Annotated in this window: 24 protein-coding genes and 2 pseudogenes; 12 read left to right on the top strand and 14 right to left on the bottom strand. The window is 72.0% G+C overall.

What is annotated here, in order from left to right:
* Positions 1-101: 101 nt before the first annotated feature.
* Both E4U91_RS00745 and E4U91_RS00740 read left to right on the top strand, forming a co-directional pair.
* Positions 102-305 carry an MbtH family protein gene (locus tag E4U91_RS00745; protein ID WP_137304256.1) on the top strand — a complete coding sequence of 68 codons (204 nt, stop codon included), beginning with the start codon at positions 102-104 and terminating at the stop codon, positions 303-305.
* A 93-nt stretch (positions 306-398) separates the two neighbouring features.
* On the top strand, positions 399-911 hold the full coding sequence (locus tag E4U91_RS00740) for a GNAT family N-acetyltransferase (protein ID WP_137304714.1): 513 nt from the start codon (positions 399-401) through the stop codon (positions 909-911).
* A 94-nt stretch (positions 912-1,005) separates the two neighbouring features.
* Here E4U91_RS00740 and E4U91_RS00735 read toward each other — a convergent pair whose 3' ends face one another.
* The 10 genes from E4U91_RS00735 to E4U91_RS00685 all read right to left on the bottom strand — a co-directional run bounded on the left by E4U91_RS00735 (position 1,006) and on the right by E4U91_RS00685 (position 9,474).
* A complete protein-coding gene (locus tag E4U91_RS00735) occupies positions 1,006-1,419 on the bottom strand; it encodes a VOC family protein (RefSeq protein ID WP_137304713.1) in 414 nt (137 codons plus the stop codon).
* Positions 1,416-2,000: a dihydrofolate reductase family protein gene (locus E4U91_RS00730; RefSeq protein ID WP_137304712.1), complete on the bottom strand. Its 585-nt coding sequence runs from the start codon at positions 1,998-2,000 to the stop codon at positions 1,416-1,418. The genes E4U91_RS00735 and E4U91_RS00730 overlap by 4 nt, the downstream gene beginning before the upstream one ends.
* A gap of 182 nt (positions 2,001-2,182) precedes the next feature.
* Complete coding sequence (locus tag E4U91_RS39875; RefSeq protein ID WP_422070929.1) at positions 2,183-2,758, bottom strand: cupin domain-containing protein; 576 nt, start codon at positions 2,756-2,758, stop codon at positions 2,183-2,185.
* On the bottom strand, positions 2,643-3,776 hold the full coding sequence (locus E4U91_RS00720; protein WP_241678447.1) for a GNAT family N-acetyltransferase: 1,134 nt from the start codon (positions 3,774-3,776) through the stop codon (positions 2,643-2,645). Before E4U91_RS00720 ends, E4U91_RS39875 begins: the two co-directional genes overlap by 116 nt.
* Before the next feature lie 207 nt (positions 3,777-3,983).
* Positions 3,984-4,982, bottom strand: coding sequence for a YdcF family protein (locus E4U91_RS00715; RefSeq protein WP_168218043.1), 999 nt, complete (start codon positions 4,980-4,982; stop codon positions 3,984-3,986).
* Between the two features lie 261 nt (positions 4,983-5,243).
* On the bottom strand, positions 5,244-5,621 hold the full coding sequence (locus tag E4U91_RS00710; RefSeq protein WP_137304708.1) for a toxin Doc: 378 nt from the start codon (positions 5,619-5,621) through the stop codon (positions 5,244-5,246).
* Positions 5,621-5,857, bottom strand: coding sequence for a hypothetical protein (locus E4U91_RS00705; RefSeq protein ID WP_168218042.1), 237 nt, complete (start codon positions 5,855-5,857; stop codon positions 5,621-5,623). The genes E4U91_RS00710 and E4U91_RS00705 overlap by 1 nt, the downstream gene beginning before the upstream one ends.
* 100 nt (positions 5,858-5,957) lie before the next feature.
* Positions 5,958-6,701 (bottom strand): hypothetical protein, encoded by a 744-nt coding sequence (locus tag E4U91_RS00700; RefSeq protein WP_168218041.1) that lies wholly within the window; start codon positions 6,699-6,701, stop codon positions 5,958-5,960.
* A 137-nt stretch (positions 6,702-6,838) separates the two neighbouring features.
* Positions 6,839-8,575 (bottom strand): FAD-dependent monooxygenase, encoded by a 1,737-nt coding sequence (locus E4U91_RS00695; protein ID WP_137304707.1) that lies wholly within the window; start codon positions 8,573-8,575, stop codon positions 6,839-6,841.
* A 572-nt stretch (positions 8,576-9,147) separates the two neighbouring features.
* On the bottom strand, positions 9,148-9,474 hold the full coding sequence (locus E4U91_RS00685) for a hypothetical protein (protein WP_137304705.1): 327 nt from the start codon (positions 9,472-9,474) through the stop codon (positions 9,148-9,150).
* A 484-nt stretch (positions 9,475-9,958) separates the two neighbouring features.
* Here E4U91_RS00685 and E4U91_RS00680 point away from each other — a divergent pair, with 484 nt between their 5' ends.
* The gene (locus E4U91_RS00680) at positions 9,959-10,609 is read left to right on the top strand and encodes a ScbR family autoregulator-binding transcription factor (RefSeq protein ID WP_137304704.1); all 651 of its coding nucleotides are present in this window, start codon (positions 9,959-9,961) and stop codon (positions 10,607-10,609) included.
* Positions 10,610-11,347: 738 nt separating this feature from the next.
* Here E4U91_RS00680 and E4U91_RS00675 read toward each other — a convergent pair.
* Positions 11,348-11,608, bottom strand: coding sequence for a hypothetical protein (locus tag E4U91_RS00675; RefSeq protein ID WP_241678446.1), 261 nt, complete (start codon positions 11,606-11,608; stop codon positions 11,348-11,350).
* Between the two features lie 286 nt (positions 11,609-11,894).
* Here E4U91_RS00675 and E4U91_RS00670 point away from each other — a divergent pair, with 286 nt between their 5' ends.
* From E4U91_RS00670 to E4U91_RS00655, 4 genes and pseudogenes are all read left to right on the top strand, one after another.
* Positions 11,895-12,764: an IS5 family transposase gene (locus E4U91_RS00670; protein ID WP_137304608.1), complete on the top strand. Its 870-nt coding sequence runs from the start codon at positions 11,895-11,897 to the stop codon at positions 12,762-12,764.
* A 23-nt stretch (positions 12,765-12,787) separates the two neighbouring features.
* A pseudogene (locus tag E4U91_RS38600) lies at positions 12,788-12,890 on the top strand (DUF933 domain-containing protein); the annotation flags it as partial.
* A 439-nt stretch (positions 12,891-13,329) separates the two neighbouring features.
* Positions 13,330-13,971, top strand: coding sequence for a hypothetical protein (locus E4U91_RS00660; protein ID WP_137304702.1), 642 nt, complete (start codon positions 13,330-13,332; stop codon positions 13,969-13,971).
* Between the two features lie 431 nt (positions 13,972-14,402).
* A complete protein-coding gene (locus E4U91_RS00655) occupies positions 14,403-14,930 on the top strand; it encodes a hypothetical protein (RefSeq protein ID WP_137304701.1) in 528 nt (175 codons plus the stop codon).
* Between the two features lie 23 nt (positions 14,931-14,953).
* Here E4U91_RS00655 and E4U91_RS00650 read toward each other — a convergent pair whose 3' ends face one another.
* Positions 14,954-15,721: a transposase gene (locus tag E4U91_RS00650; RefSeq protein ID WP_137304700.1), complete on the bottom strand. Its 768-nt coding sequence runs from the start codon at positions 15,719-15,721 to the stop codon at positions 14,954-14,956.
* Positions 15,722-16,058: 337 nt separating this feature from the next.
* Here E4U91_RS00650 and E4U91_RS37920 point away from each other — a divergent pair, with 337 nt between their 5' ends.
* Positions 16,059-16,349 (top strand): hypothetical protein, encoded by a 291-nt coding sequence (locus E4U91_RS37920; RefSeq protein WP_206666898.1) that lies wholly within the window; start codon positions 16,059-16,061, stop codon positions 16,347-16,349.
* Between the two features lie 818 nt (positions 16,350-17,167).
* Here the strand turns inward: E4U91_RS37920 and E4U91_RS00645 are convergent.
* A complete protein-coding gene (locus E4U91_RS00645; protein ID WP_137304699.1) occupies positions 17,168-18,157 on the bottom strand; it encodes a ScbA/BarX family gamma-butyrolactone biosynthesis protein in 990 nt (329 codons plus the stop codon).
* A 1,080-nt stretch (positions 18,158-19,237) separates the two neighbouring features.
* Positions 19,238-19,393 (bottom strand): annotated as a pseudogene (locus E4U91_RS39870) (AAA family ATPase); the annotation flags it as partial.
* Between the two features lie 1,193 nt (positions 19,394-20,586).
* Here E4U91_RS39870 and E4U91_RS38735 point away from each other — a divergent pair.
* The 4 genes from E4U91_RS38735 to E4U91_RS00615 all read left to right on the top strand — a co-directional run bounded on the left by E4U91_RS38735 (position 20,587) and on the right by E4U91_RS00615 (position 25,116).
* Positions 20,587-20,808 carry an acyl-CoA carboxylase subunit epsilon gene (locus E4U91_RS38735; RefSeq protein WP_241678445.1) on the top strand — a complete coding sequence of 74 codons (222 nt, stop codon included), beginning with the start codon at positions 20,587-20,589 and terminating at the stop codon, positions 20,806-20,808.
* A 112-nt stretch (positions 20,809-20,920) separates the two neighbouring features.
* Positions 20,921-22,507, top strand: a complete 1,587-nt coding sequence (locus E4U91_RS00625) for an acyl-CoA carboxylase subunit beta (RefSeq protein ID WP_137304697.1) — start codon at positions 20,921-20,923, stop codon at positions 22,505-22,507.
* Positions 22,508-22,753: 246 nt separating this feature from the next.
* A complete protein-coding gene (locus E4U91_RS38595) occupies positions 22,754-23,404 on the top strand; it encodes a ScbR family autoregulator-binding transcription factor (protein WP_137304696.1) in 651 nt (216 codons plus the stop codon).
* An 866-nt stretch (positions 23,405-24,270) separates the two neighbouring features.
* Positions 24,271-25,116, top strand: a complete 846-nt coding sequence (locus E4U91_RS00615; protein ID WP_137304695.1) for an AfsR/SARP family transcriptional regulator — start codon at positions 24,271-24,273, stop codon at positions 25,114-25,116.
* The last annotated feature ends 534 nt before the right edge of the window (positions 25,117-25,650 follow it).

The raw sequence follows: 25,650 nt of genomic DNA, 5'->3' as shown, positions 1-25,650 counted from the left end.
CCCGCCCCGTGGGCCGCGCCCCACCACCGCACCGCACGACCGGACCCACCACACACCGGAACCACCCACCCGTCACGACCCAGAGAGCGAGACCGACAGACATGGACGAGAACACCCGCTACCAGGTGCTGCGCAACGACGAGGACCAGTACTCGCTGTGGCCCGCCGACATCGAGGTGCCCGCCGGCTGGCAGCCCGTCGGCAAGGAGGGCACCGAGGCCGAGTGCTCCGCCTACGTCGACGAGGTCTGGACCGACATGCGCCCGCGCAGCCTGCGGGAGCGCATGGAGAACGCCGAAGCCTGACGCACCTGCGCGGGACCGGTCCGGGGCGCACCCGGTGACGACGCGCCCCGGACCGGTCCCGCCCGCCTGGCCCGCACCGCCCGAGGAGCCCACATGACACCCGTCCTGCACACCGAACGACTCATCTTCCGCCCCTACCGACCCGAGGACGAGGACCACTTCGTGGAGCTCCTGCGCGACGAGGAGGTCTGCCGCTGGATGGGCCAGGACCGCGTGCCCGAGGCGGAAATCCGCACCCTGTTCCGCGCCATCCTCGACGACGTCTACCCCCAGCAGCTGTTCGACGTGTGGGGGCTCTGGCAGGACGAGGAGTTCGTCGGGCACGCGGAGGTCAAGAAGACCGGCAACGTCGACGGACACGAACTGGTCGCCGCGCTCGCCCCGCCCTACTGGGGCCGGGGCCTGGGCACCGAGGTGGTCCGCGGCCTGCTGCGCCACGCCGCCGACAACCTCGGCCTGAAGGAGGCCTACGGCATGGTCGGCGCCGACAACGAGGCCAGCCTCGCCATGTGCCGCCGCCTGGGCTTCAGGCCCGTGCGCGACGTGGTCGACGACGACGGCAAGGTGACCAAGCTGATGGTGATCACGACGACGGAACCGGACTGACCGGGGCGGCGACGGCCGTCGGCAATTCACCGGCGGTCCCGGCCGCGGCGGCCGCCCGCAGAGGCCGGCGGCGCCGGGGCTCGGGGCCCGCCGCTCAGGAGAAGTCCGCCGCGGTCATCCCGTCGGGGTGTCCGGCCGGCCACTCCACCAGTTCGATCCGGTACCCGTCCGGGTCCGTGAGCCACGAGGTCCTCGGGCCCGCGGGACCACCCGGACTCAGGACGGGCCCCGGGTCCAGACCGGCCCCGGCCAGCGCCTCCAGGGTGCGGGCCATGCCCTCCACCTGGACCGCGAGGTGGTCGACGCCGCTGCCCACGTCGACGGGTCCGTCGGCGGGACGGTGGACCAGCTCCAGCGAAGCCGCCGTCTCCTCGGGGAACTTCAGGATCACCAGGCGGCTCCCGTCGCCCGCTTCGACCCGGCCCAGCACGCCGTAGCCAAGGGCGGTGTAGAAGCGCAGGGAGCGCTCCAGGCCGGTGACGCGGTACGAGACGAAGAGCGTCCTCACGCCGCCTCCCCGGCCCGGCGCACCCGGTAGCGGAGGTGCGTGACGTCCCGGTCCTCGAGCCGCCGGACGAGTTCGAGCTCGGTGTGCTCACCACCGAGGTGGTCGAACAGCCGACGGCCGCCCCCGAGCAGGACCGGCACCAGGTGGATCTCCATCTCGTCCAGCTGCCCGGCGCGCAGCAGCGCCTGCGCCGCCCCCGCGCCGTGCACCATGACGGGCCGGTCCCCGGAGGCCGCGCGCGCCAACCGGGCGCACTCGTCGACGTCGGTGACGAACCGCGCGTGGCCGGGCGGCTCGTCCCCGTCGTCCACGTGGTGGGTGAGGACGAAGATGGGCACCCCGTCGTGATGGTCGCCCTGCCAGCGCCGGGCGAGCTCGAAGGTCCGCCGACCGGAGATCAGCGCGCCGGTCGCCAGCGCCTCGCGGTAGACCTGGCCGCTCGGCCCGTCGGACTCCCGGTCGTCGAGCCAGTCGAAGAGCCGTCCGCCGTCCCGTCCCAGCTCCTGACCTGGCCGGTCGTCCGGCCCGGCGATGAACCCGTCGAGCGACATCGACATGTACAGCCGAATCGAGTGGGGCATCGTGGACTCCCTCGCTCCGCCACGCCTCCGGCCCCGCGGCCCCTGCTCGGCCGACGGAGGTGCGTGTACAGGGGAGACTGCCGACGGCCGGCGAACTCATCGCACCGGCACGCCGATAACGGGCCGACGCCTCCGGGCACCGCGCGCACATCACGGCAGCCGAGGTCCCCGCCCGCGCCGGATCACCGGTCCTCGTTCACCATCCGGGTCGTCGCCCCTCCGCCGGGCAGGGCGGTGAACACGCAGTCCCAGCGTGCGCCCAGGTCACGCAGCGCCTGCGCGAGGGACGCCCGCCGGTGGCCGCGTTCAGCTCGGCCATCTCGGCGAAGAAGCCGTCCAGCGCCGGCGAGGTGATGAACAGGAACCCGCACCTGGACCGGGCCGGCGTTGTAGGGCCGGTGCACCGCCCCGCGCGGCACGACCGCGTACGCGCCCGCGCCGAGCGTGAGCGTCCGGTCGTCGACGTCCAGGCTCAGTTCCCCCTCCAGGACGCGGAACGCCTCCTCGTGCCGCTCGTGCGCACGTTCGGCGGTTCGTGACGTCCGGCCTTCCGCGTGGACCACCGGCCGCGGCCCGCGGCCGGGTGCGACACCGGTCGGCTCGAGGGGCAACCGGGGTGTGGGCGGCGCGCGCGACGCGCCGCTAGAAGCGGTCCAGGCGGTGGGCGTACGGGGTGGACAGGGAGGGGGTGCCCCCTCCCGGGAACCAGGCCGAGCACAGGTCGCGGTACCGCTCGGGCACCGCCGCGCCCGCCGCATCGGCGTCATCGCTTGACCAGTGACCGAGCAGCAGCCGAACGAGTACCGCGTCATCGGGGACCAGATCGCCGCGCCGGAGCGCGGCGAGCGCCGTGTCGCAGTCCGGGTCCGGCTGCTCCCGGCCGGCCCGGCGGCGCAGCTCGGGCTCGAGCTCGCGCACGAGCGCCGACCGGTTCAGAACGGCCGCCATCATGCCGCCGCTCGGCCGGAACCCCCGCTGCTCGCTGCAGCCCATCCGACGTGCCACGCGGCCCACCAGGCTGTCGGCCGGCTCCCGGACCGAGAACTCGCTCAGCCGGCTCTGCCAGCACAGCCCGGCGAGGGCAGAGAGCAGCAGGGCTGCCGCAGCCGCGTCCTCGGCCACCAGCTCGTCCGCGACCACCGACCTCACGGGGTCACCGTAGGCCCGGCCCTCCAGCACGGCGTAGCCCGCGAGGGCGCCGTGGGCGGGCAGGACGAGGACCTGTGACCCGGGCTGCCACGTGGCCCCGGCGACGAGCCGGTTCCAGCCGACCCGTCGTTCCTGGGTGAAGGGCCGCTGAGCGTGCGCCGCGTTGTACAGACGGACCATCGCCGGCAGATCCGCCACCGAGCGGCCGTGGACACCCGGGACGGCGGCTCCCGCATCGACTCCCGTCGCGCGTTCGACGTTGCGCACGGGGACGACCAGAGTTCCCTCCGGCACAGCGCTCACGAAACCGAACTTCTCGTACACCCCCTCGATGCCGTCGGACACGAACGCGACGTCCACCCGCTGCGCCATGCCGGTCAGCGCCTGGCGCAGGAGCCGGCCCATGTGACCCCGCCGCCGGAACCCGGGCTCGGTCTCCACGCCACCGATGCCCTCCGCGTCGACGGTCACCGCGCCGAAGCGGACCCGCAAGGAGACCACCTCGAGCTCGGCGACCGGTGCGCCCGCCCCGGTGCGCAACCGGCAGTAGCGGGTCCGCAGACTGCGCACCTCCTGGTCCGCGACCTCGGTGTAGTGGACGGCTGGCTCGTGTCCCGGTTGTGGCACGGGCGTCTCCTCGGCACTCCTGGTCGCACGGCGTCGTGGTGGGCCGACCGGCAAGCCGTCGCCGACTCCCGTGCGGCAGCCCTGGACCCCGCATCCCCTCCCGAAGGGGGCGTGACACCTCGACGACCGCTGGTTGTCCATCAGACACTTGTGCGGTGGGTGCGGCAGCCGGGTCGCGCGCCAACGAGTGCGGTCGGCCCACGTACTTCAGCCCTGGAACACCGCCGTCGCCACGGGCACCGCCAGCAGCAGACTGAGCCCGACCAGCGGGACCCGGTCCAGCCACAGGACGGCGGCGAACTCGCGCAGGGTCGCGGAAAGCCAGTACGCGGGGGAGGTCGGCGCGCCGATGACGTCGACGGGGACCCCGGCTCGGCGGGCCAGCAGGGTGGTGCGGTAGACGTGGAAGCCGCTGGTGACCACCGTGGCCCGGTGGCCGGGACCGGCGCGCTCCATGAGGGCCCCGCTGAAGCGCAGGTTCTGCCGGGTGTTGACGGAGCGGTCCTCCCGCACGATCCGGTCGGAGGACACTCCGCGGGCGCGCAGGTAGTCGGCCATGGCCTCCGCCTCGGAGACGACCTCGTCGTCGCCCTGCCCGCCCGAGACGACGAACGTCACAGGATCCGAGTCCGCTACGCCAGGGGCGTCGACCGCGAGGGCGCGCTCCAGCCTGCGCCGCAGCAACGGCCCGGGCCGGTCACCGTCGAGCCCGGCGCCCAGCACGACGACATGGGTGGTCCCGGGCGGCGGGCTGCTGCGCCCCCGAACGATCACATATCCCGTGAAGACGAGGAAGAGCAGCGAGAGGTACCCCGCGGCCGCGTTCACCGCGACCATGAGCCCACCCGCCACCTCGCCGCCGACCCCGTACAGGACGGCGTCGAGGCCGAGCACCGCCAGCACCGCGCAGCCGGCGGCGCCGGTGGCGAGCAACGGCGTCTGCGGCCCGTAGCGCCGCACCAGGAGGACGGCGTCGACCAGCAGGAGCAGGCCCAGCGCCAGCGCCCCGAGCAGCGCGAGGACGGCGAGCACGGTGGTGACGGTCTGGTGGGTCTCCGCACTGCGAGCGGCCACACCGAGCCCGGCGGACGTCACCGCGAGGCAGAACAGGACCGCGGTGGAGAACCGGTGCGGCGCCAGCACGGCATGCACGAGGCCGCCCGCGGCGAACACCGCCGCGGCAAGGTACTCCGGGTACTCCGGCACGTCCCGCACCACTCCGCTCTCCCACCCGCGGGGCCCCTGGACCCGACCCCGCCCGCCTGTCGCCGCCTGCGCGTTCCCGGGCCCGCGCAGCGCGGCGGACCCGGTGCGGACGGCCGCCGACATCCTCGCAGACCGGCCGGGACGCGCCGCAGGCGGGCGAAGGTTGCCGCCGTCGACGGAGACCGACTCACGCGGGACAGCCCGCCGCCCGGAAGCGGCGTACGCCCGTCGCGCGGAACCGGCGTACGCCCGTCGCCCGGGTCAGATGCGCCAGGAGCGCAGCGCCTCAGCGACGGCGTAAATGCCCAGCCGGCTGTCGCGGACCTTCCTGACCAGATCCGACAGGGCGCCGTACGGCGGGTCGATGCCTTCGCCGGACTGGTCCATGTACTGGGCGGCCACGAAGGCGGCGAAGAGACTGTTGCGATGGGGGAGGGGCTCCAGCCGGACGACCGTGTGCAGGAGCGCGGCCGCGCGCCAGGCGGTGTCCGGGTCGGACGCCTCCAGCGTCGGCATCCGGGTCTTGTGCCGGGCGACGGCCGCGACCAGCGCGGAGTAGTCGGTGACGGTCACGTCCTCGTGCCCGAGGGCGGCCTCCTGGACGTCGAGCAGCCAGGAGACGTCGATGTGCAGGACCATCAGGCGGCCGCAGCCCCGCCGCGCCGGGCCGACGGGACCTCGTCGGGGAACGCCTCGTCGAACTCCTGGCGCAGCCTGTCGGCCCACGCTGTGGCACCGGCGACGAACTGCTTGCGGTGCATCTCGCGCACGCCCAGGTCGTGCAGGTACTGCTTGAGACTCTTGCCCTCGGCGGCGGCGGCGGCGCGGACGCCTTCCATTTCCTCGTCGGAGAAGGACACGTTCAGTGACGGCATACCCACGATGGTACCTAGTTGGTACCAGACGGCTCAAGGGAGGGGGCGTATCGCCGCTCGATCCGCCCAGGACGGGGGCGAGGGACGCGACGACGGCTGGTCACGCCCGGAGCGCCGCCTCGGGACCCATCACCACGACCGGGTGCCGGGACGCGTCCAGGACCCGCAGCAGCGCCACCATGTACGCCTTGTTCAAGGCGATGCAGGCGTTCGTCGGCCCGCCGTGGTCCACGTGGAGCCACACGCCGCCGCCCTCGCCGTCCCCCAACGGCCGGGTCTCGTCCAACGGGCTGTTGCCCGGCACCCGGTTGTAGTCGATGGCGATGACGTAGTCGAAGGCGCCGTCCAGCGGCTCGCCCAGGTGTCCGGCGCCGGAGGCGGTGAAGCCCTCGTCCTGGTGGTACGGCAACCGGGTGCCCGGGTCGGGCAGCAGCCCCCCGGCGTCGCTGAGCGGGAAGACACCGATCGGGGTGCGCAGGTCGTTCTCGTTGTGGTCGTCGGCCCACCCGCGCAGTCCGTTGCGGGCCGGCCACGGACCCGCGACGGGGATCCAGCCCGCGTCCGGCTCCAGTTGGTAGAGCATGACCCGGGCCTCGTTGGTGTCGGCCGCCGGGCCGGTGACCACCAGCACCTGCCGGGCGGCCGCGGGGATACGGCCGAGCACGGCCGGTCCGATCCCCGGCAGCGTGCGGGCGACGGGGCGCGGGGGAGCGGGGTGGGCCGGGGACCCCGGTGCGGTGGGTGCGGCCGGGTCCGCCGCCTCCCGCTCGCACCCGGCGATGCCCGGAACTCCGACACACACGGCCGCGCCGGCCAGCGCGGCCAGGGCCCTTCTGCGGTTCACTGCGACCTCCGACGGGGGACGTGGACGAGTGATGCATAACCGTCCACGTGGCCGCCCTGCCCGCCGACACCGCTACCTCCCCCGTATGGCCTGCCTCCGGTGACCACTCGTGCGGCGGGCACTCGCCGCAGACAGGGTCAGACGAAGGTGTGCCGCAGGTGCTCCGCGACACGTTCGGGTGTGGCGGGGTGGAAGCGCCCGGAGACGTACCCGTCCGGACGGATGAGGATGGCTTCCCCGTCCTGCGGGGCGTAGGCGTCACGGAACTCACCGGCCGCGTCCCGCACGCGCGACGGGCGCAGACCGACCGGACGGGCGTCCTGCGGTACGTCTGCGCCGGTGATGAAGTAGGCGTCGAGCAGACCGTGGGCGGCGCGCTGCGCCGCGGAGGCGCACGCCTCGAGCTGTTCGGCACCCCGGTCCGAGGCGTGCTCGGGCCCCGCGAACAGCAGCAGCACGTGCCGCGGCGTACGCAGCAGGTCGAACAGCCGTCGTGGGTAGGCGGCGAGGTCGCTGATGAGGCCGCGGCAGTCCGGTGCCCGGTGACCGGCGGCGGGGCCGGCTTCGGCGGTGCGGTTCTCCGTCTGCGCGGCCGTCAGCGGGCTGTCCGGGTAGGAGACCAGCAACTGGGCCTGACGCCACAGCATCATTTCCGCCTGGGCGCCGCCGTTGAGGGGACCGGAGCCGACCTGGCGGACGTTGCGGGCGTGTTGGACGGTGCGGTTGACCATCTCCTGCGCGACCGGGTGGCGTTCGGCGTGGTACGTGTCGAGCAGTTCCTCCGCGGCGAGACCGCGCACGACCAGAGCCAGCTTCCAGGCGAGGTTGTGCGCGTCCTGCACACCGGTGTTGAGTCCCTGGCCACCGATCGGCGGGTTGATGTGCGCGGCGTCCCCGGCGACGAAGAGGCGGCCGTTGCGGTAGCGGTCCACCAGACGGTGACTGGTACGGAACGCCGACGACCAGCGCAACGAGGAGGCGGTCGTCACCTCCGGCGCCAACCGGTCGAGCACGGCTTGGATCTGCCCGAGGTCGGGGCCCTTTCCGCTGCCTGAGCCAAGGGTGGTGTCGTCTGGGGTGGTGCGGCTGTTCTCGGTGGTGGCGGCGGTGGTCGTTGTGCGGGCGCCTGTGTCGGTGCCTGTGTCTGCTGGGGCGGCGGGAGTGGCTTGGGAGTTGTTGGGACGCAGCATGGACAGCCAGTAGCGTCGAGCGCCCATCGGGATGCAGACGAGCATGTCGTCCATCTCGCCGTTCTCGTCCAGGTTGACCGATCGCATGCTGTAACCGGCGGGCAGTTCCCAGTCGAGCTCGACGTCGCCGATCATGTACAGCTCGGGGAGCGCGTCGCCGTCGAAGGTCAGACCGGCCGCCTTGCGGACGAGGCTGTGCGCGCCGTCGCAGCCCACGATGTAGCGGGCGGACAGTCGTTCGGTTCTGCCGTCGGGGTGCGCGAGGACGGCTTGGACTGCGTCCGGACGTACCTCCACCGCTTGCAGCCCGACGGGTCGCTCGACTTCTGTCCCGAAGCGGGCGAGGTGCTCGGTGAGCAGACGCTCCGTCGTGCACTGGGGGAGCGTCGCGAAGGGATAGGGGACCTCGGGCGGCAGGGTCAGCTCGACCTGGGGGCGTGCCTTGCCGTCGACGTAGACGATCTGGCCCAGGTGCGGCACGGCCTCGTCCAGCACCCTGTCCACCAGGCCCATGGTGTCCCACACCTCCAGGGTGCGGGGCACGATGCCGATGGCCTTGGCGTGGGGCTGGGGGTCGGACAGCCGATCGACGATGCGGCAGTCCACGCCGTGCCGCCGCAGCTCGGCCGCCAGGGTCAGGCCCACGGGTCCTGCGCCGACCACCAGTACGTCCGTGTCAGTCATCGGTCAGGCCTCTCGTCGTATGGACGGCTTCCTGCTCGCACGAGCTTCACGGGAGCGCCGGTCAGACACCGGCGCGGTAGGGCTCGGGTCCCCCTGGCATGCGGAAGCACATGGTCACCGCTTCAGCGTGGACTGTCCTGTGAAGCGGTGGCATGCCTTGCTGGGCCGTTTGGGTGGGGCGGTCGGCGGAGGTGGCCGACGACAGGAGCGTTGACGATACCGGGGAGTCGGTTTATTGCCGAAGATGTTGGGTCGGGCGGGTAGGGCCGGTTCCTCTTCGGTTAGCCGGTTGTTTCCGCTGCTGTGGTGGGCGCCGGGGGTGCGGGTGGACAGGCAGGCGGCTGTGAGGCGGGTGTGGCAGGGGCCGGCCTCGCGGGTGCCGGTCCTGGGTGGGCGGGGCGGGTACTGGTGGAGGCGGACGCCTGGCGCTGCTGTTGCCGGCGGGCCGCCGAGGGTGCTCGTGGCGGGGCGGCTGGACCAGCCTCCATGGGGTTTGTTCGCCGGTGCTCCGTCCGGTGCGAATGGTTCGTGGCCTGAGCGTGTGCGTGGACCGGGGGGAGGGGGGCGATCTCTCAGAAGCCTGGGGTGGGGATGAAGCTCGGCCACCACGGGGGCACGCCGCTGGGGCACGCCGGAGTCACGCTGAATTCCCAGAAGATCGAAATGACGCACCAGACGGCGCCGAGGAGCGTCACCGCGAGGGCAAGAGTACGGAGTGGAGGACGGTTCTCAAGAAGCGCGCCCACCGCTGCCCAGAGCAGCAGCAGGACCGTCCACAGACCTGGGATGAACAGCCAGAGCAGGAAACCGCTGTTGGCCGCGTTGTTGACTCCTACGTCACAGGCGCTCCACGACCTGCCTAGCAGCGTGGCTGCAGATACCGCGAGAAGCAGGGCCACCGCCGTCCCGAGGCTTCCATGCAGCTGTCGACTCCGCATAGCCCCCCCCGTTCGCCGTCCGCTGCGGGAAGCATCGGATCCTGACCTCTGGATCCTAGTGATCACATGATCCGTCGGGCAGTGGCTAGGGTCGGGGAGTGTAGGGCAGGAAGTGCTGGCGGGGCGTCGTGGCCGGGCCGAGATCGGTACCTCGTTGGGCCGGTCGCATCACTCTTGGCTCCCTGATCCCTGATCCGGCATGGCTCACGTGGATGCGGGCGGCTGTGGGCGGAGGGGGTGTTGACGGGCGCGAGGTGGGGTACTCGCGCGGATTGACTCTGGGGGCGTTCTGGGTGGTGTGGGGTGGTGGGTGGGGGGAAGGGGTGTGGGTTGGGTGTTTGGCTCTGGTGGTTGGTTGGGTTTCTGCTTAAGGTACCTCCTAGTCGGTTTTTTTCTGGTGGTTCCGTGCCGGTGTTGCGCGGCTGGTTGGTGGGAGGAGGGTTCCATGGCGCAACAGGAGCGGGCGATCAGGACCCGTCTTGCTGTGGTGGAGGCTGCGGCGCGGGTGTTTGCGGAGCATGGGTATGTGGCGGCGAAGGTGACGGATATTTTGCGGATTGCGGGGGTGACGAAGGGGGCGTTGTATTTTCATTTTGATTCGAAGGAGGCGTTGGCGAGGGGGGTGTTGGAGGAGCAGACGTCGTATCGGCCGCCGGTGCAGGAGGTGAAGTTGCAGGAGGTGGTGGATCTGGCGATGTCGGTGGCGCATCGGTTGCGGCATGATCCGATTTTGCGGGCGGGTGCGCGGTTGTCGGCGGATCCGGTGGGGCGTGATCATTACGGGAGTGCGTGGTCGCAGTGGGTGGGGTTGTTGACGGAGATTTTGCAGGAGGCGGGGCGGCGGGGGGAGACGTTGTCGCATGTGGTGCCGCGGGAGATCGCGGAGTTGGTGGTGGGTGCGTTCAACGGTGTGCAGATGTATGCGCAGTTGGAGACGGATCTGGCGGATGTGGAGTACCGGGTGTCGTTGTTGTTGAAGAATTTGTTGCCGTCGATTGCGTCGCCGTCGGTGTTGTTGCGGCTTGATCTGGCGGTGGACCGGGGGGCGCGGTTGGTGGCGGAGCAGCGGGAGGAGCGGGTGCCTGCGTCGGTGTGAGGCCGCGGCGGGGGGTGCGGTTGGTGGGGGAGCCGGAGGGCCGGGTGCCTGCGTCGGTGTGAGGCCGCGGGGCGGGTCCTGTTGGTGTGGTCGGTGGCCTGTGGGGCGGCGGGTGGGTGGGCCGGTGGCGGTTGCGGCAGGGGGGGGGGGGCCGGGGGGGGCCGTGGCTGGGGGGGGGGGGCTGGGCTGCTGGGTGTGGTGGGTGTGTGCTGGGGGGGGGTGGTGAGGGGGTCGGTTGTTGCCGGCCCCCCTTGTCGTGTGGTTGGGGTGCCTGTTCTGCGGCGGGGTCGTTGTCGTCTGAGGGACGCCGGGCTGTCTCGGTCTGGGTGGGCAGGTCCGGCGAGGGGGCTGTGGTTCGGGCGGTCTGTGGGTGCGGGCTTTGCGGGTGGGGCGGTGTTCGGTGGCTGTCCGTCTGCGGGTCGTGGCCGCTGTGGTTGGCTGTCGGCGCGGGCGCGGGGGGCGCGCGGTTATGGCCGTGGTGGGTGCGTCCTGTAGGTGTTGTCTATGTGATGTGTGTGATTGTCCGAGTCGTGTGCCGGGCACGGCCTGGCCGGAGGGGTCGGGTTGGGTAGAGCGGCCGGCGCCATCCGGCTTGCCTGGAGCATGCGGTCCTTGTCGGGTACCGCCGGTCGGGGATGCCTCTCAGGGTCTGAGCCGGTCGTGCTGCACGTCGGTGCAGTTCAGTCCCATCGAGTCAGCCAGTTTTGCTGCGTAGTCCGAGGCTTCGTCGGCCCTGTTCTAGTCCATGCCGAAGTAGATCAACGGACCGCTTGCAGCGTCGATCAGCGGCCCGACCGGCCAGGGTGAGGTTTCGTCCTCGTCTTCGGTGATGTCGCACCACTGCTGGAGAAGCGCGGTGACGTAGGCCGTGATGCCTGCGGATGGCGGCTGCGTGACTTCACCGTCGAGGTATCGGTCGTACAGGTCGCTGAAGACCCGGCGGGCGATCTTGCCGTCCGCGGGCCGCTCGCCTTCCCGGACGGCCAGGTCGTAGCTCATGCGCGGAGGCTCCTCACACCGCACCGGCAGTCAAAAGAAACGCCCTCTGAGAGGTCGTTTTCACCCTCACTGCCCACTTATCGGTGGAGTCTCGAAGTGTCGGGTTGTGGTTCAGGTGAGGTGGCGGAGGCGGCCGATATCTATGAGGCGGGCGGGGTTGCGGATGAGGCAGAGAGAGACATAATCCTGTCTCATCCCAGGATGCCCGGCCTTCGCAGTCGTGTGTGCTTCGACTGTCGCCGCTATGCGCCTGGGCGCACTCCGCCTGGAGCGGTACGTCGGAGGCATGGCGAAGCGACGTCCGTATCCGAGTGATCTGTCCGATGCGCGCTGGGAGTTGATCGAGCCGGTCCTTGCGGCCTGGCGTTTCGAGCGCCGCGGCCGAGCCCTGGACTTCGGCCGGCCGCCCGAACACGACCTGCGCGACATCATGGACGCGATCTTGTACGTGGATCGCACCGGGGTGCAGTGGCGCTACCTGCCGCATGATTTCCCGCACTGGAACACCGTCTACGGCTACTTCGCCAAGTGGGCGGACGAGGGTGTGTTCGCCCAGCTCAATGGCCTGCTCCGGCAGCTGCTGCGAGAGAAGGAAGGGCGGGCGGGCGAGCCTTCAGCGTGCGTGATCGACGCCCAGAGCGTGAAGACCTCGACCAGCGTGCCGGCCTCCGGTCAGGGCATCGACGCGGGCAAGAAGATCGTTGGCAGGAAGCGGAACATCGTCACCGACACGCTCGGCCTTCTCCTCGCCGTGCTGGTCACCGCGGCGAGCGTGCAGGACTCCATCGCCGGCGCCCGGCTCCTGGACCAGGTCGCCGCCGACCACCCCGGGATCCGCAAGGTCTGGGTCGACGGCGGCTACCGTCAGCACCTCGTCGAGCACGCAGCCACCCTCGGCATCGACATGGAAATCACCGCCCGCAAGCCTGGGACCAGGGGTTTCACCCCGATCCGGAAACGGTGGGCGGTCGAGCGGACCTACGGCTGGCTCATGCTCCACCGCCGCCTCGCGCGCGACTACGAAACCCTTCCCAGCCGATCCGAAGCCGTGATCCATATCGCGATGACAGACCTCATGGCCCGCCGCTTCACCGGCGAGAACACGATCTCCTGGCGCGATCCGAGGAAGGACGCGAAACAACCGATTACGGGATGAAACAACGGGAGAAAACGACCTCTGAGCAGTTTCGCGCCTGGACCCTCATGAAGGGCGCGACGGCTCCCGAGGCTGCGGGAGTCGTCCACACCGACTTCCCGGAGGGGCTTCATCAAGGCGGTGGTCGCGGCGTAGGCGGGGAGTTGGTGGGTGCGGGGTGCGTGATCGGTTTGGTGGACGTGCGGGTGACGGAAGGGGGTCTGGCGGGTCCGGGTCCGGGAGGTTGGGGCAGGAGGGAATCAAGGATCGACTTGGTTTCCGGGTGATCCGGTTCGCCTCCTGTCGATCGTCAGTCCTGCCGCGGAAGCATGCGGCAGTCAGGGCCTGGGGCTTTTCGCGGGCGGTGTCTTGCCTGTTCGCTCCACGCCGTGAACGGCGTCGGGACGGTCTTGGCCAGGTCTGCGGCGGTGGGTGAGGGGTGGGGCTTCGGTGACCTGGGCCGGTGGCTTGTGCTGGCGTTGGAGCGTGACTTCGTTCCCTGTCAGGTGGTTGTGGTCCGGCTTGTGTGGACCGGTGATGTTCAGTTCCGGCGGGGGTGTCGGTGGGAGGGTTGATAATGCCGGTCATGGCAGATCACAGTCCGGTTCTCCGGATCGTCACCTCGGCGGCGAGGGAGTTTTTGGAGCCGTTGGGTCTGGCCCGGCGTGGGCGGTCGCGGCTGTGGGTTGATGATCACGGGTGGTGGCTGGGGGTTGTGGAGTTCACCCCGCCGCGGACTGCCGGCAGTGGTCTGCACGTCGGTGCGATGTGGTTGTGGCACGACGTGGACCACTTGGCCTTCCACGTGGATGCAGTCCGGGTCGGCGCTGAGCTGTTCCGCTCGGAGGATCAGTTCACGCCGCTGGCTCGGGGACTCGGCCGGCAGGCGGCTGCGGAGGTGAGCGCGCTGAGGGAGAGGTTCCCGGCGCTGCCGGACGTCGCCCGGTATCTGACGTCCAGGCCGGTGCGCCGGGGATTCCTCTGGGACGGTTTCGACGCCGGGATCGCGGCCGCTCTGGTCGGTGATCCGGACACGGCCCGTGATCACTTCGAGCGGGTCTTTCGGGAGGACGCGCTGGCTCCGTGGATGGTCGCGGCGCGTGAGAAAGTGTGTGAGCTGCACGCGATCGCGGCGGATCGCGATGCCGTGACCGCATGGGTCGTCCGGGGTGTCGATTCCTGCCGGAGCAGGCTGGGCCTGGGTCCTGTGCCGCTCGCGATCAGCTGAATGGATCCGCCCGTTGGGCAACAGAGCTGCGTTCAGGCCGGCAGGACTTGCTTCCGCGGCAGGTCGAGGCCGGCCCGCCCGTGCATCTGGCGCTTGACTATGTTGGTCCGGTTGACGTGGCCTTCGGCGGCGCCCGAACTTCACGGCAGTGTCAGGCCGGCGGTGACGCGGCGAGATCTCGTTCGAGACCGTCGGCGAGGGTGTGGAGGCTGGGCAGGTCGTCGGCGCGGACCGCCTCGATCCACTGTGGAAGCTAGAGGTTGTCCCGTATTACCTGGCACAGGCTGCCTGACAAGGCGCTGATTGCCCAGCACGCCCCTGCTGAGTCGTTTTAGATGAGGTTCGGCCTGAGCGGGACCTGCGTGATCGGCTAGGGTCTTCGTCTTGGGCTTGGCCCTGATCGGGTCCAGCGGACATAGAGGAGGGTGGCCGTGGCTGTCCCGTGGGAGATAGTGATCTCGACCGCGGGTGGTGTAGCCGCCACGGTCGTCGGTGTCTTCGCAGGTGGTGTTGTCGGACGGCGTGGTCAGAACGAGCAGTGGGTCCGGGACAATCGGTCAACCACGTATGCGACCTTCCTGCGCGAGTTCGTCGCGGTTGAGATCGAGCTTCGTACGGCGTTCCTCGCGGACCGGCCCCACAGGCTTGACTGGGCGCCGTGGAACGCGGCGTTGGTCGCGCTCAGTCTGGTCGCTACGCGGGAGGTGGCGGCAGCAGCCGCAGAGTTGACCGGCGCGGTGGGGCGTTTCGCGGAACTGGTCGCCCGCTCGCCGAAGACCCGCGAGGACCTGCGGGAGGTCCAGGAGGCGCTCGCCGCAGGTCAGTTGCGATTCGTGAACGCGGCCCGCTCGTCCTTGGACGGCTCACAGGCGCCGCTCGACTGGCAACTCGGAGGACCACCGGCCTGGGCGATGACCGAGCCGTATGCTCCTGCGTCGGTTGCTGAAGGTTCTGTCTAGAAGCTGTCTGTATGGGGTGTGAGTTATCCGGTGAGGGCCAGGTTGTGCAGCCGGGCGATGCCGAGCATGGCCTGATGAACGCCGTTGCCCTTGAGCCGGCAGTCGCGCAGGATCTTCCAGTTCTTCAGCCGGGACAGCGCGTGTTCCACCCGGGCTCGGGCTCGGCGATGAACGGTGTTCTCCGCCTCCTGCTGCGGGCTGAGACGCATCTGGCCACGCCGTTCGCGGTGCGGGATGAGTAGGCCGGTTCCCTGGTAACCGCCATCGGCGATGACCGGGGCTCCGCGGCAGGACCGGTTGACACCAGACTCCGTGAACGCCCGGCAGTCATTGCGACTGCCGGGCAGCGGGAGGCCGATCGCCACGACCAGGCGGCTGTTGGCGTCGATGACGACCTGCAGGTTGGTCGCGTACCGGTAGTTCTTGCTGGAGGCGGCGACGCTGCGGTCACGGGTGGGCACGAGGGTGCCGTCGACGATGTAGACAGTGTCCTTGCGCGGTCGTGGCGCTGGCGAGATGGCCAGCAGCGGTGCGAGGTGATTGAGGATGCGATCGGCCGCAGATTTCGAGACCCCGAACAACGGTGCCACCTGCCGCAACGTGAGGTTCGTGCGCCAATACGTCGCCACCAGCAGCACCCGGTCCGCCAGCGTCAGCCGCCAAGGCCGACCCCGCTGAACATCGCCGCCACGACGCCGCGCCAAAGCCACCAGCCTAGCGAACTGCACCTCGGTCAACCCGGAGAACGGCTCGATCCACTTCGGATCATCCGCTGAGATCACCCCACCCATGCTCGGCCAACACACCAACCACGACACCGGTTACGGGACAACCTCTAGTCGCCCTGGGGCTGGGTGAGCATCTGCCCGGACGTGCGGACGTGCCCGGTGGGGGCATCCGGTTCGGGGCAGCCGGCGAGGACGGCTTTGAGTTTCACCGCGCTCGCTCTGCGGCAGGGGGTGGGTGTGGGGGTGGGTCAGGATCCCGCCGGTGTCCGTGCGCGGGGACGGTGGACGGGCGGCCGGTGCGGTCGGGGTTGTGCGGAACGGCCGGAGGTAGGCGAGGACGGCTCGGTAGCCGCCGGGATAGCGGTGCCTCTTGGTCTCGTCCCGCTGGATCCAGGCGTTCGTGCAGCGCTTCGGCCCCTTGCTCGTGCAGGTGGGGCTTGAAGTCATCGGGCGTCGTGCGGTTGTGCCACTGCCCCTGGAACAGGTCCTCTGGCTGCGCGGCGTGTGCCGGTCGTTGGACGGTTCGGTAGGTCATGCCGAGCTGGCGCTGGATCGGGCGTCGGCTGTGGCCGGCCGGCAGCGCGTGGACGGTGGCGTGCTGGGCGCGGGTGCGGCGGCGGACCGGTGCCGGTCGGCCACGGCCTCCCGCTCCCGCGAGCCGCCCGCGCCTTTCCCGGCACCGATTCTGTGATGGCTGCGCGGAGGCACGGGCGGTCGCGGGGGACGCACCGCTGGGCCGCTTCGCCGGGTGACGCACCCACCCATGACTGTCCCCGGGAGTTGCCGGTACCAGCACCGCCCCCGGTCCCGGCCCCGCAGGAGGCCGTCAGCCTTCGCACTACTTGCGTCATACCGCTCATCCAGGCGGTGGGTGTGTGGTCTTGTTGGCCGGGCCGTCGGGGTCGAGGCGCGTCAGTGGTTGGCCGGGTTGGAGCGCACATGCCGCCCGGCTTCGCGGGCCGGGCGGCCTGTGCGCTGTAACCGGGTGCGGGCCCCGTGGCTTCGGATCGGGTCGTCAGGCCATGGGGTCCGCACCGGGCTGTGCGGTGGTGCGTGGTGCGGGGCCGGGCTGTGCGGGGGTGGGCCGGTGGGGCCAGGACTGCAGGCGGTTTCGGGGTGTCCTGGGGCGGCCCTTTTGGTGCGGTTGCGGGGGGTGGTGGTGCCGGGCTGGGGGCTTTCGCCGTCGTGGGAGTGGTGCGGGGTGTGCGGCTGTGGGTGGTGCCGGCTGGGGCTGGAGGTGTGGGGGGCCGGTCCGGCTGTGGGGGCCTGTGGTGGGGTGTGCTGCCTGGTGGTTCGGTGTGGTGCGGCGGGCCGTCCGGTGGGGTGATGTGGTCCGGGCTCGTGGTGTGGTCCCGGGCCGGCGGCCTGGTCCGGGCCTGCGCGCTGGGGCCCCGGGGGGTGACGTCTGACCGGATGTCACCTGGGTACGGCCCGTGGGCCGGTTGCGCGGGCGGGTGGGCCTGTTCGGTGGGCCGCTTTGGTGGTCCCGGGTGGTGCGGGTTGGTGGGGTTAGGTGGTGGTGATGGTGGTGGTGAAGATGGGGGTGTTGTCCTGGTGGCCGGTGATGAGGATTTGTTGGGGTTGTGTGGGGTTGTGGGTGAGGGTGCGGGCGGTGATGAGGCAGGGGGTGTCGAGTTCGGCGTAGCGGGTGAAGTGGCTGTGGATGGCGGTGGGCAGGCAGGGTTGTCCGAGGTGGGCGGTGGTGGCCTGGCGGGCGGCTTCGAGGAGGACCATGCCGGGGATGTGGTCGACGGGGTGGTCGAAGAGGACGGGGTGGCGGGTGTCGGCCCGCAGTTGCCAGCGGTCGGGCTGGGGGGTGGGGGAGAGGACGACGTCGGTGGGGGAGAGGCGGCCGACGTCCTGGGGGGCGAGGGGGCTGGTCAGTGGCAGGGGTGCGGGTGCGTTGTGGCCGATGCGGGCGGCGCGCAGGCGCTGGTAGACGGCGGGTGAGGTGCAGTTGAAGGAGGCGGCGCCGGTGGCGGCGATGTGGCCGTCGCGGCGGATGACGACGTCCAGGCGCAGGCCGGAGATGGTGGTGCCGCGGCGTTTGATGTCGGTGCAGGTGACTTCGATCTCGGGGGCCGCGGGGGTGCTGGTGATCAGCAGGTGTTCGGGTCTGGTGTCGACGCTGAGGTCCCACATGAGGAACTGGTGGCCCAGGGGGACGGCGAACTCGGTGTGGGCGAGCAGCAGTCCGGCCTGGCGGATCGTTTCGGCGACCAGCAGCGGGTCGTGGTGGCCGTCGACGGTGGCGAAGAACCCGTGCAGGCGCGGCCACTGGGCGCTGACCGTGAAGCGGTGTTCGTCCCGGCGTCGCCAGCCGGTCAGCATCACCTCGGCGACGCTGGCGCGGTGGACGTACTCCTTGGGGACGGTGGTGGTCAGGGACGGCTGGTGCAGTACTGCGGTGGGTGCCGTTCCCGTGGTTCCCGTGGCACCGTGCGGGGTGTGGTGGGTGGCGGGAAGGGCGCGTTCGATCTGGAACGTGCTCGCAGACATGTCTGTCCCCCTCAGCTGACATTGACTGGAAGTGAGGGTTTTCCTCGCCAGGGAAGATACATACCACCCGGTTTAGTTTCTAGGGGAACGAGACCCTCCGCCTGCACGACTTGTGGACTGATCGATTCCACCTCGCGTCCCGGCAGGGCCCCGGCAGAGTCCCGGCCCCGGCCCGGCCCCGGCCCGGGGCCGCTCCCGCCGGCCGCTCCACCCCCTTGGACCTGCAAGGCCGCGGGAAACCGGCGTGTGGCGCGGTTTCGCCTGCCGGGGTGCGGGCCTGCTCCGGGCGGCCTTGCGGGGGTGCGGGGGTGCGCCGGTATTTCCGGGGGCGAGCGGCGGAACGGCTGCTTCCGGTTGGGGGTTTACCGGCATCCAGGGGTGCGTTCGCCGGGCCGCGGGTGTCTGCCGGTGGGGTGCGGCCGGGCGGGAGATGGCGTCAACCCGCCACCCCTGCCTGTTCCTGCCCCCGGCGCCGGGCACGGTGCGGGGGCCGGTGCGGCCGGTCGTTCCGGGGGCCGGCAGGGGGCGGGCGCGTGCGGGATGCGGCCTCACCGGTGGCCGTGGGGCTCTCGGGCCCGCCGGTCCTCGGGCCCGCCGGTCCTCGGGCCCGCCGGTCCTCGGGCCCGCCGGTCCTGGGGGCCTGCTGGTTTTCCTCGGGGTGTGGCAGTCCTTGCGGAATGGGGGGACGGCGTCACCGGCCCTGCGCACCAAGGCTCACCAAGGCCGGTCCCGTCGGTGTGTGGGCAAGGGCCTGCTTCGGCGGGTGGTCCCCGTGTGCGGCCGCTTGGCGGACTGCTCCGGGGTGGGTGTGTGTGGTGTGGCTTGATCGGTGGCTGCGGTGTCGAGGCCCACGATAGGCGTGGGCCAGGGCGGGGGCGCAGCCCGCCCCGGCCGGCCGAGTGGTGGGGCGCCGTCGGCGTGTCTCGGCGGTGCTGCGGGGTTCGCGGGCGGGTCCGGGACCGCGGCGAGCTGTCCCGCTGTCCTTGGGGGCGTGCTCCGAGTGCGTCACGTGCCGGCACCTCGGCAGAAGGCCGCTTCGGGTACGGGCCGGTCGGCGGGACCGGGCTGTTCGCATGCTTCTGCCCCCGCCGGCACGCCGGTGGTGATCATGTGGTCCGGGCCAGTCAGCGCCAGTCGGCCCTCGCCGCTGGGGAACAGCCGGCTGAACATGCCCTCGAACTCCCGGGCGGTGTCCCGGTAGGCCTCGGTGAAGACCTGCTCGACGCGCTCGTCGACCGGGGCGCGGGCGCCGGTGGAGCGGTGGCGCCCACCCCGCCCCTCAGTCGGCCCCGCGGACCCGTCCCGTCCGTCACCACGGCCCGACCGTGAACCCGCGAATCCCCCCTCGTCCCGTCCCGGCCCGCGGGCAGGCAGGCGGCGGAGCTGGTGATGCCGCATGTGCGGGCAACTGGGCCTTTGCTGACGCTACTTGGTGTTCTCCGTGGCCCGGGGGAGCGGCTGCTTCGCGGTGCGTTGCGGCGTCTGCGGGCATCCGCGCAACCGCCCCTGTCTGACCCGGGTTTCCCGGATCACGGCCGGGGCGGCGGGCTTCGGCAGGCGACCGTCCTGCCAGGACGGACCGAGGGGAGGGGCGCCCCGGCCGGTCTGAAGCTGCCCAACGACGCCGGGGCGGCAGCCCCGAGGGCTGCCTGTTCCCCGCCACGTATCCACTGGACGCGCGGACGGCGCCCCGGTCGCTGCTGTCCGCGATGGTGGAGACCGCCGGCCGGAGGTTCAACGGGGTGCCCGTCGCGGCCGGCGCCCCCGGTGCACCGCGCCGCCCGGCGGCCGCCCGGCCGTGTTGTCGTCGGGTTTCCCGGTTCTCGGCTTCGCTCGGGCGGGAGGGAGCTGTTGCTTCTCGCTGTGTTTCGTCGCTGCGCATTGCTTTGCGGCTGCACGTACCGGCGTGCCCGACTGCACGTACCGGCGTGCCCGGCTGCATGCGCCGCCGCGCCCGGCCGGGCTCGCACGCAGGCGTGGGCGGGCGGGTGTCCGCGGCGGCGCTCACCGGCTCTTGTGGGGCAGCGGCTGTCCCGGCCGGGCTGAACCGGGACACACCGGGACTGACCCGGAAGGCATGGTCCTCGAAGGGGTGTGTGGTCGGTGTCTGCGGTGGTGCTCGCGCGTGGTTGTGGACGTGCTTCGCCCGGGGGGTGGGGGAGGGCGTGGGGCGGTTTGTGTGCAAGCAGTCCCTGGTGATCCTCGAGTGAGTCCGGACCGCCTCTCGAGGCGTGCGGTTCACGATGACCGGACCGGGACAGCGCAGGAGACCGGAACCGGGGCCGGGACCGTGCCAAGAAGCCGGGGCCGGGGCCGGGACTCGGCGGTGTGTGTGGCCCGGGGCCTGCACTGACTGTGCGGGAGGACCGGGCCGGGGCCGTGGATGTCCGGGGCCGGGCGGGACGGGCGGGACGGACGGGAGGGACGGGATGGAGGGTGCGCACACCGTGCTGCGGGTGGAACGCGGCCGGGCCGACGCTCAGGAGCTGGCCGCTGTGACGGCGGTGCTGCTCGCCCTGCGGGCCAGGGACCAGGCGCACAGCGGGCCGCAGGACGCACTGGCGGGCCGGACACCGGACGGGCCGCCGGCGGCGGAGTGGTCCTGGTGGGCATCGGTGCCGGACTTCACCCCGCCCGGCAGCTGGCGGTGAACCGGCCCGCCCCCGGGCCGGCACGCACAGGCAAGTGATCAGGCGGTTTGACCATGTTCGGTGTGAAGCGGGGCGGGATGTGTGTGGACCTGCCCGAGGGAAGGGGCCAGCGATGACGACGACGACGGCGTTCGCTTCTTTGGAGCCGGCTGACCTGCACGGCCGGGTGGCGGAGCTGCAGCAGATCCGTGAGCAGGCGCTGGCCGGCCCGGGCCGGAAAGCCACCGAGGCGCAGCACGCGCGGGGCAAGCTCACCGCCCGTGAACGGATCGACCTGCTGCTGGACGCGGGCTCCTTCCAGGAGGTGGAGCCGCTGCGCCGCCACCGCGCCAGCGGTTTCGGGATGGAGGCCAAACGCCCCTACACCGACGGTGTGGTCACCGGCTGGGGCACGGTCGAGGGGCGCACCGTGTTCGTCTACGCGCACGACTTCCGCATCTTCGGCGGCGCGCTCGGCGAGGCCCACGCCGCCAAGATCCACAAGATCATGGACATGGCCATCGCGGCCGGCGCCCCGCTGGTCTCCCTCAACGACGGTGCCGGCGCCCGCATCCAGGAAGGCGTGACGGCACTGGCCGGCTACGGCGGCATCTTCCGCCGCAACACCCAGGCCTCCGGGGTGATCCCGCAGATCTCCGTGATCCTGGGCCCCTGTGCCGGCGGCGCCGCCTACAGCCCCGCGCTGACCGACTTCGTGTTCATGGTCCGCGACACCTCGCAGATGTTCATCACCGGCCCCGACGTGGTGCGCGCGGTCACCGGCGAGGAGATCACCCACAACGGCCTGGGCGGCGCGGACGTGCACGCCCAGACGTCCGGCGTCGCCCACTTCGTCTACGACGACGAGGAGACCTGCCTGGCCGAGGTGCGCTACCTGCTGTCCCTGCTGCCCTCCAACAATCGCCAGCCCCCGCCGCGCACCGCGTGCACCGACCCGGCCGCCCGCCGCTCGCCGGCCCTGCTGGACCTGGTCCCCGCCGACGGCAACCGCCCCTACGACATGACCCGCGTCATCGAGGAGATCGTCGACGACGGCGAGCTGATGGAGGTCCACGAGCACTGGGCGCGCAACATCATCTGCGCGCTCGCCCGCCTGGACGGCCACGTCGTGGGCATCGTCGCCAACCAGCCCCAGACTCTCGCCGGTGTCCTGGACATCGAGGCCAGCGAGAAGGCCGCCCGCTTCGTGCAGTTCTGCGACGCCTTCAGCATCCCCATCCTGACCCTGCTGGACGTGCCCGGCTTCCTGCCCGGCGTCGACCAGGAACACGGCGGGATCATCCGCCACGGCGCCAAGCTGCTGTACGCCTACTGCAACGCCAGCGTGCCGCGCATCTCGCTGGTGGTGCGCAAGGCCTACGGCGGCGCCTACATCGTGATGGACTCCCAGTCCATCGGCGCGGACCTCACCTACGCCTGGCCGGCCAACGAGATCGCCGTGATGGGCGCCGACGGCGCCGCCAACGTCATCTTCCGCCGGCAGATCGCCCAGTCCGAGGACCCCGAGGCCACCCGCGCCGAGCTGGTCAAGGAATACAAGTCCGAGCTGATGCACCCCTACTACGCGGCCGAACGCGGCCTCATCGACGACGTCATCGACCCCGCCGCCACCCGCGAAGTACTCATCAAGTCGCTGTCGATGCTGCGCACCAAGCACGCCGCCCTGCCCTCCCGCAAGCACGGCAACCCCCCGCAGTAACAGCAACCGCACAACGGCCGCACCGGCCGCGACGACTGCCGCGGCCCCAACGGCACACCCCGCCGGGCCCGCAGCAGCCGTCCCGGCGGTGCGCAACCGGGCGCCGCGCTGCGCCCGGTTGCATGGGTGCCCGCTGCGGGGCGGCGGGCGGCGGGTGCCCGCGGGGGGCGGGCGAAGGGATGCTGCCCGCCGCGGTGGGTGCGGGGTGCGGGGTGTGGTGGTGGGTGTTGGTCGAGGAGAGGGCAGATGGTCAAACAGGAGCGGGCGGCCCGTACCCGGCAGGCGCTGATCGAGGCGGCGGCCGCGGTGTTCGCCGAGGAGGGCTTCGCCGCGGCGTCGCTGAGCACCATCAGCCGGCAGGCCGGTGTCAGCAACGGGGCACTGCACTTCCACTTCGCCAGCAAGAACGCGCTCGCCGACGCCGTCGAGGCCCAGGCCTGCGAGCGGCTCGCCCGGATCACCGCAACGGCACCGGCCCGCCCGCTCCCGCTGCTGCAGAGGGTCATCGACGCCACCCACGCGCTGATGGACGCCCTCGCCGCCGACACCGTCCTGCGCGGCGCCTTCGCCCTCGCCTGCGAGCCCACCCGCCCCCGCCAGGGCAGCCCGCACACCCACTGGCAGCACTGGCTCGAGGACATCCTGCGCCGGGCCGAACGCAACGGCGCGCTCGCCCGGGGCATCCGCGCGGCGGACACCGCCCGCACGCTCACCGCCGCGACCGTGGGCTTCGCCGTCCTCGGCGCCGACGACCCCTCCTGGCTCGGCCGGACACACATGACCGCCCTGTGGAACACCCTCCTGCCCGGCCTGGCCCCCCGCCAGGACCTGCCCCGCCTGCGCACCACCGGCTCCCACCCGACGCCCCCCCCCCCCCACCCACACCCCCGGCCCTGACCCCCCCCCCCCCCCGCAGCCTGCCCCACTCCCGGACCCGGCCCTGGCGCTTACTTGCGCGCCCCGCCCCGGACCCGCCCTGCACCCCGGCACCCGGCCTGCCGCGCACACCCACTTCAGGGCCGGCCGGCCTGCTTCCGTGCCCGCCTCAGGGTCCGCCCCCCGCGCCCCGGCAACGGGCACGCCTCACACCCCGTCTCCGGGCCGCTCCGCGCCCCGCCCCGCCCCCAGGGCCAACCTCGCACTCCGGTTCCCGGCCTGGTCCCGCCCCGGCGCCCGCTCTGCCCCGCCCCGCGAGGGCCCGCCTCCTCCGGCCCGACCCCCTGCTTCCCCGGCCCCCCGCCCCCGGCGCCGCCCGCCTCCTTGCCGGCCCGGCCCCGCCCGCACGCCCCCTCCCTCGCGTGCGGGCCTTGCCGTTCCCCGCAAGCCACGCCCCCTCGCCCGGCCCCGCCCCCCCCCCCCGTCCCCCCCCCCCCGGCCCGCCCCCCGCGGCCGCCCCCTCACTGCCGCCCCGTGCTCCCGCCTCCGCCCCCTTCCGCCCCACGAGCCCCCACCACCCCTCACACCCCCACCCCCAGACCAAACCTCGGAGTCGGTTTAGCGACCGGAGTTCGATCATCAAACCCCCGTTTCCCGCTCGACGGCTCCTCGCGTCTGCCCACAGGACGGCTCAAGGATCGCTGGAGAAATGCATACCCCCAGGTCAGAGCGATCCGTCGCCTGAGATCCCCTTGGAAAATACAGGGCAGGCGGTTTGGTATTGACGTACCCGCTGTGCTGTTTTTAGTCTGGTCGCGTCGCCGGTCCAGGCACGAGGGGACGGCCGCGGCGACCGAGCACTCGGGCATCAGACAGGGGAGGACCGCGTGGACATCGAGGTACTGGGCGCACTGGCCGTACGGGAGAGAGGCATCTCCATCACGCCGACGGCTCCCAAGCCGCGCCAGGTGCTGGCCCTGCTGGCACTGCACGCCGACCGGGTGGTGCCGGTCAGTTCGCTGATCGACGAGCTGTGGGGCGCCGCCCCGCCGCGCAGCGCCCGCACCACCTTGCAGACCTACGTCCTGCAGCTGCGCGAACTGATCTCCGCGGCCCTGCAGGCCGGCCCCCCGCAGCCGGACACCGACGGCGCCGCCCGGCGCACCGCCAAGGACGTCCTGGTGACCATGCCGAGCGGCTACCTGCTCGCCGCCGGCGGCGGCAGCAACGACGTGCGCACCTTCGAGCGCCTGGCCGGTACCGGCTACCGGGCCATGGACGCCGGCGACTACACCGCCGCCGCCCGCCAGCTGCGCGAGGCCCTCGGGCTGTGGACCGGCACCGCCCTGGCCGACGTCCAGGCCGGCGCGCAGCTGGAGATGGAGATCCGCCGCCTGGAGGAGAACCGGCTGTGCGCACTGGACCAGCGCATCGAGGCCGACCTCAAGCTCGGACGCCACCGCGAACTGCTCGCCGAACTGACCGTCCTGGTCAACCGCTACCGCACCCACGAGAGCCTGCACGGGCAGTTCATGCTCGCCCTGTACCGCTCCGGACGCCGCGGCGAGGCCCTGGAGGTCTACCAGCGGCTGCGCGCCACCCTCGTACGCGACCTGGGACTTGAGCCCTCCGCCGAACTGCAGCGCCTGCAGCGCTCCATCCTCATGGCCCACCCCGAGACGAGCGCCCTGGCACCCGCCGCCACCGGCCGCCGCCTCGTACCCACCACCTGACCCACCGCCAGACCCCGGCCACCACCCCAGGCCACCCGGCCGCCGGCCACCACCCCCGGCCCCGGCCGTCACCCCAAGCCCCCCGGCCACCACCCCTGGCCCCGCCACCATCCCCGGCCGCCCCGGCCGGCCCTGGCCGACTCAGGCCCCCCTCCTCTTCGGCCCTTCCCGGCCGTCGAGCGCCTCCCCCCCCACGCACACGGCGGCGCGCCCTGCCAGGACGCGCCCCTGCCAGGCCGGCCCGGCGGCCCGGTGCCCCCACCCGCGGGCACCGGGCCGCCGCCGCATCCCCCCGGCCCCCCCGCATCCCGGCCGCCGGCCCCCCCCACACGCGCACCGCATGCGCACCCGCATGCGCACCGCATGCGCACCCCGCACGGCCCCCGGGATCCCCCCACGGATCCGAAAGGGGGAATTCCGCATTCCGCATTCCTCATTCACCTGCACCGCTCAATACCTCACGAAAGCAATTCCCGCCGCACGCGGTCGAGCCGCTATTCACCCGTTCTCGAGCCGGCCGTGCAACGGCCCCGG

The sequence above is a fragment of the Streptomyces lasalocidi genome, from assembly GCF_005280215.1.
Taxonomy (GTDB): domain Bacteria; phylum Actinomycetota; class Actinomycetes; order Streptomycetales; family Streptomycetaceae; genus Streptomyces; species Streptomyces longwoodensis.
Note: the sequence above shows the minus strand (reverse complement) of the source record. Positions and strands in the feature narration are given on the sequence as shown.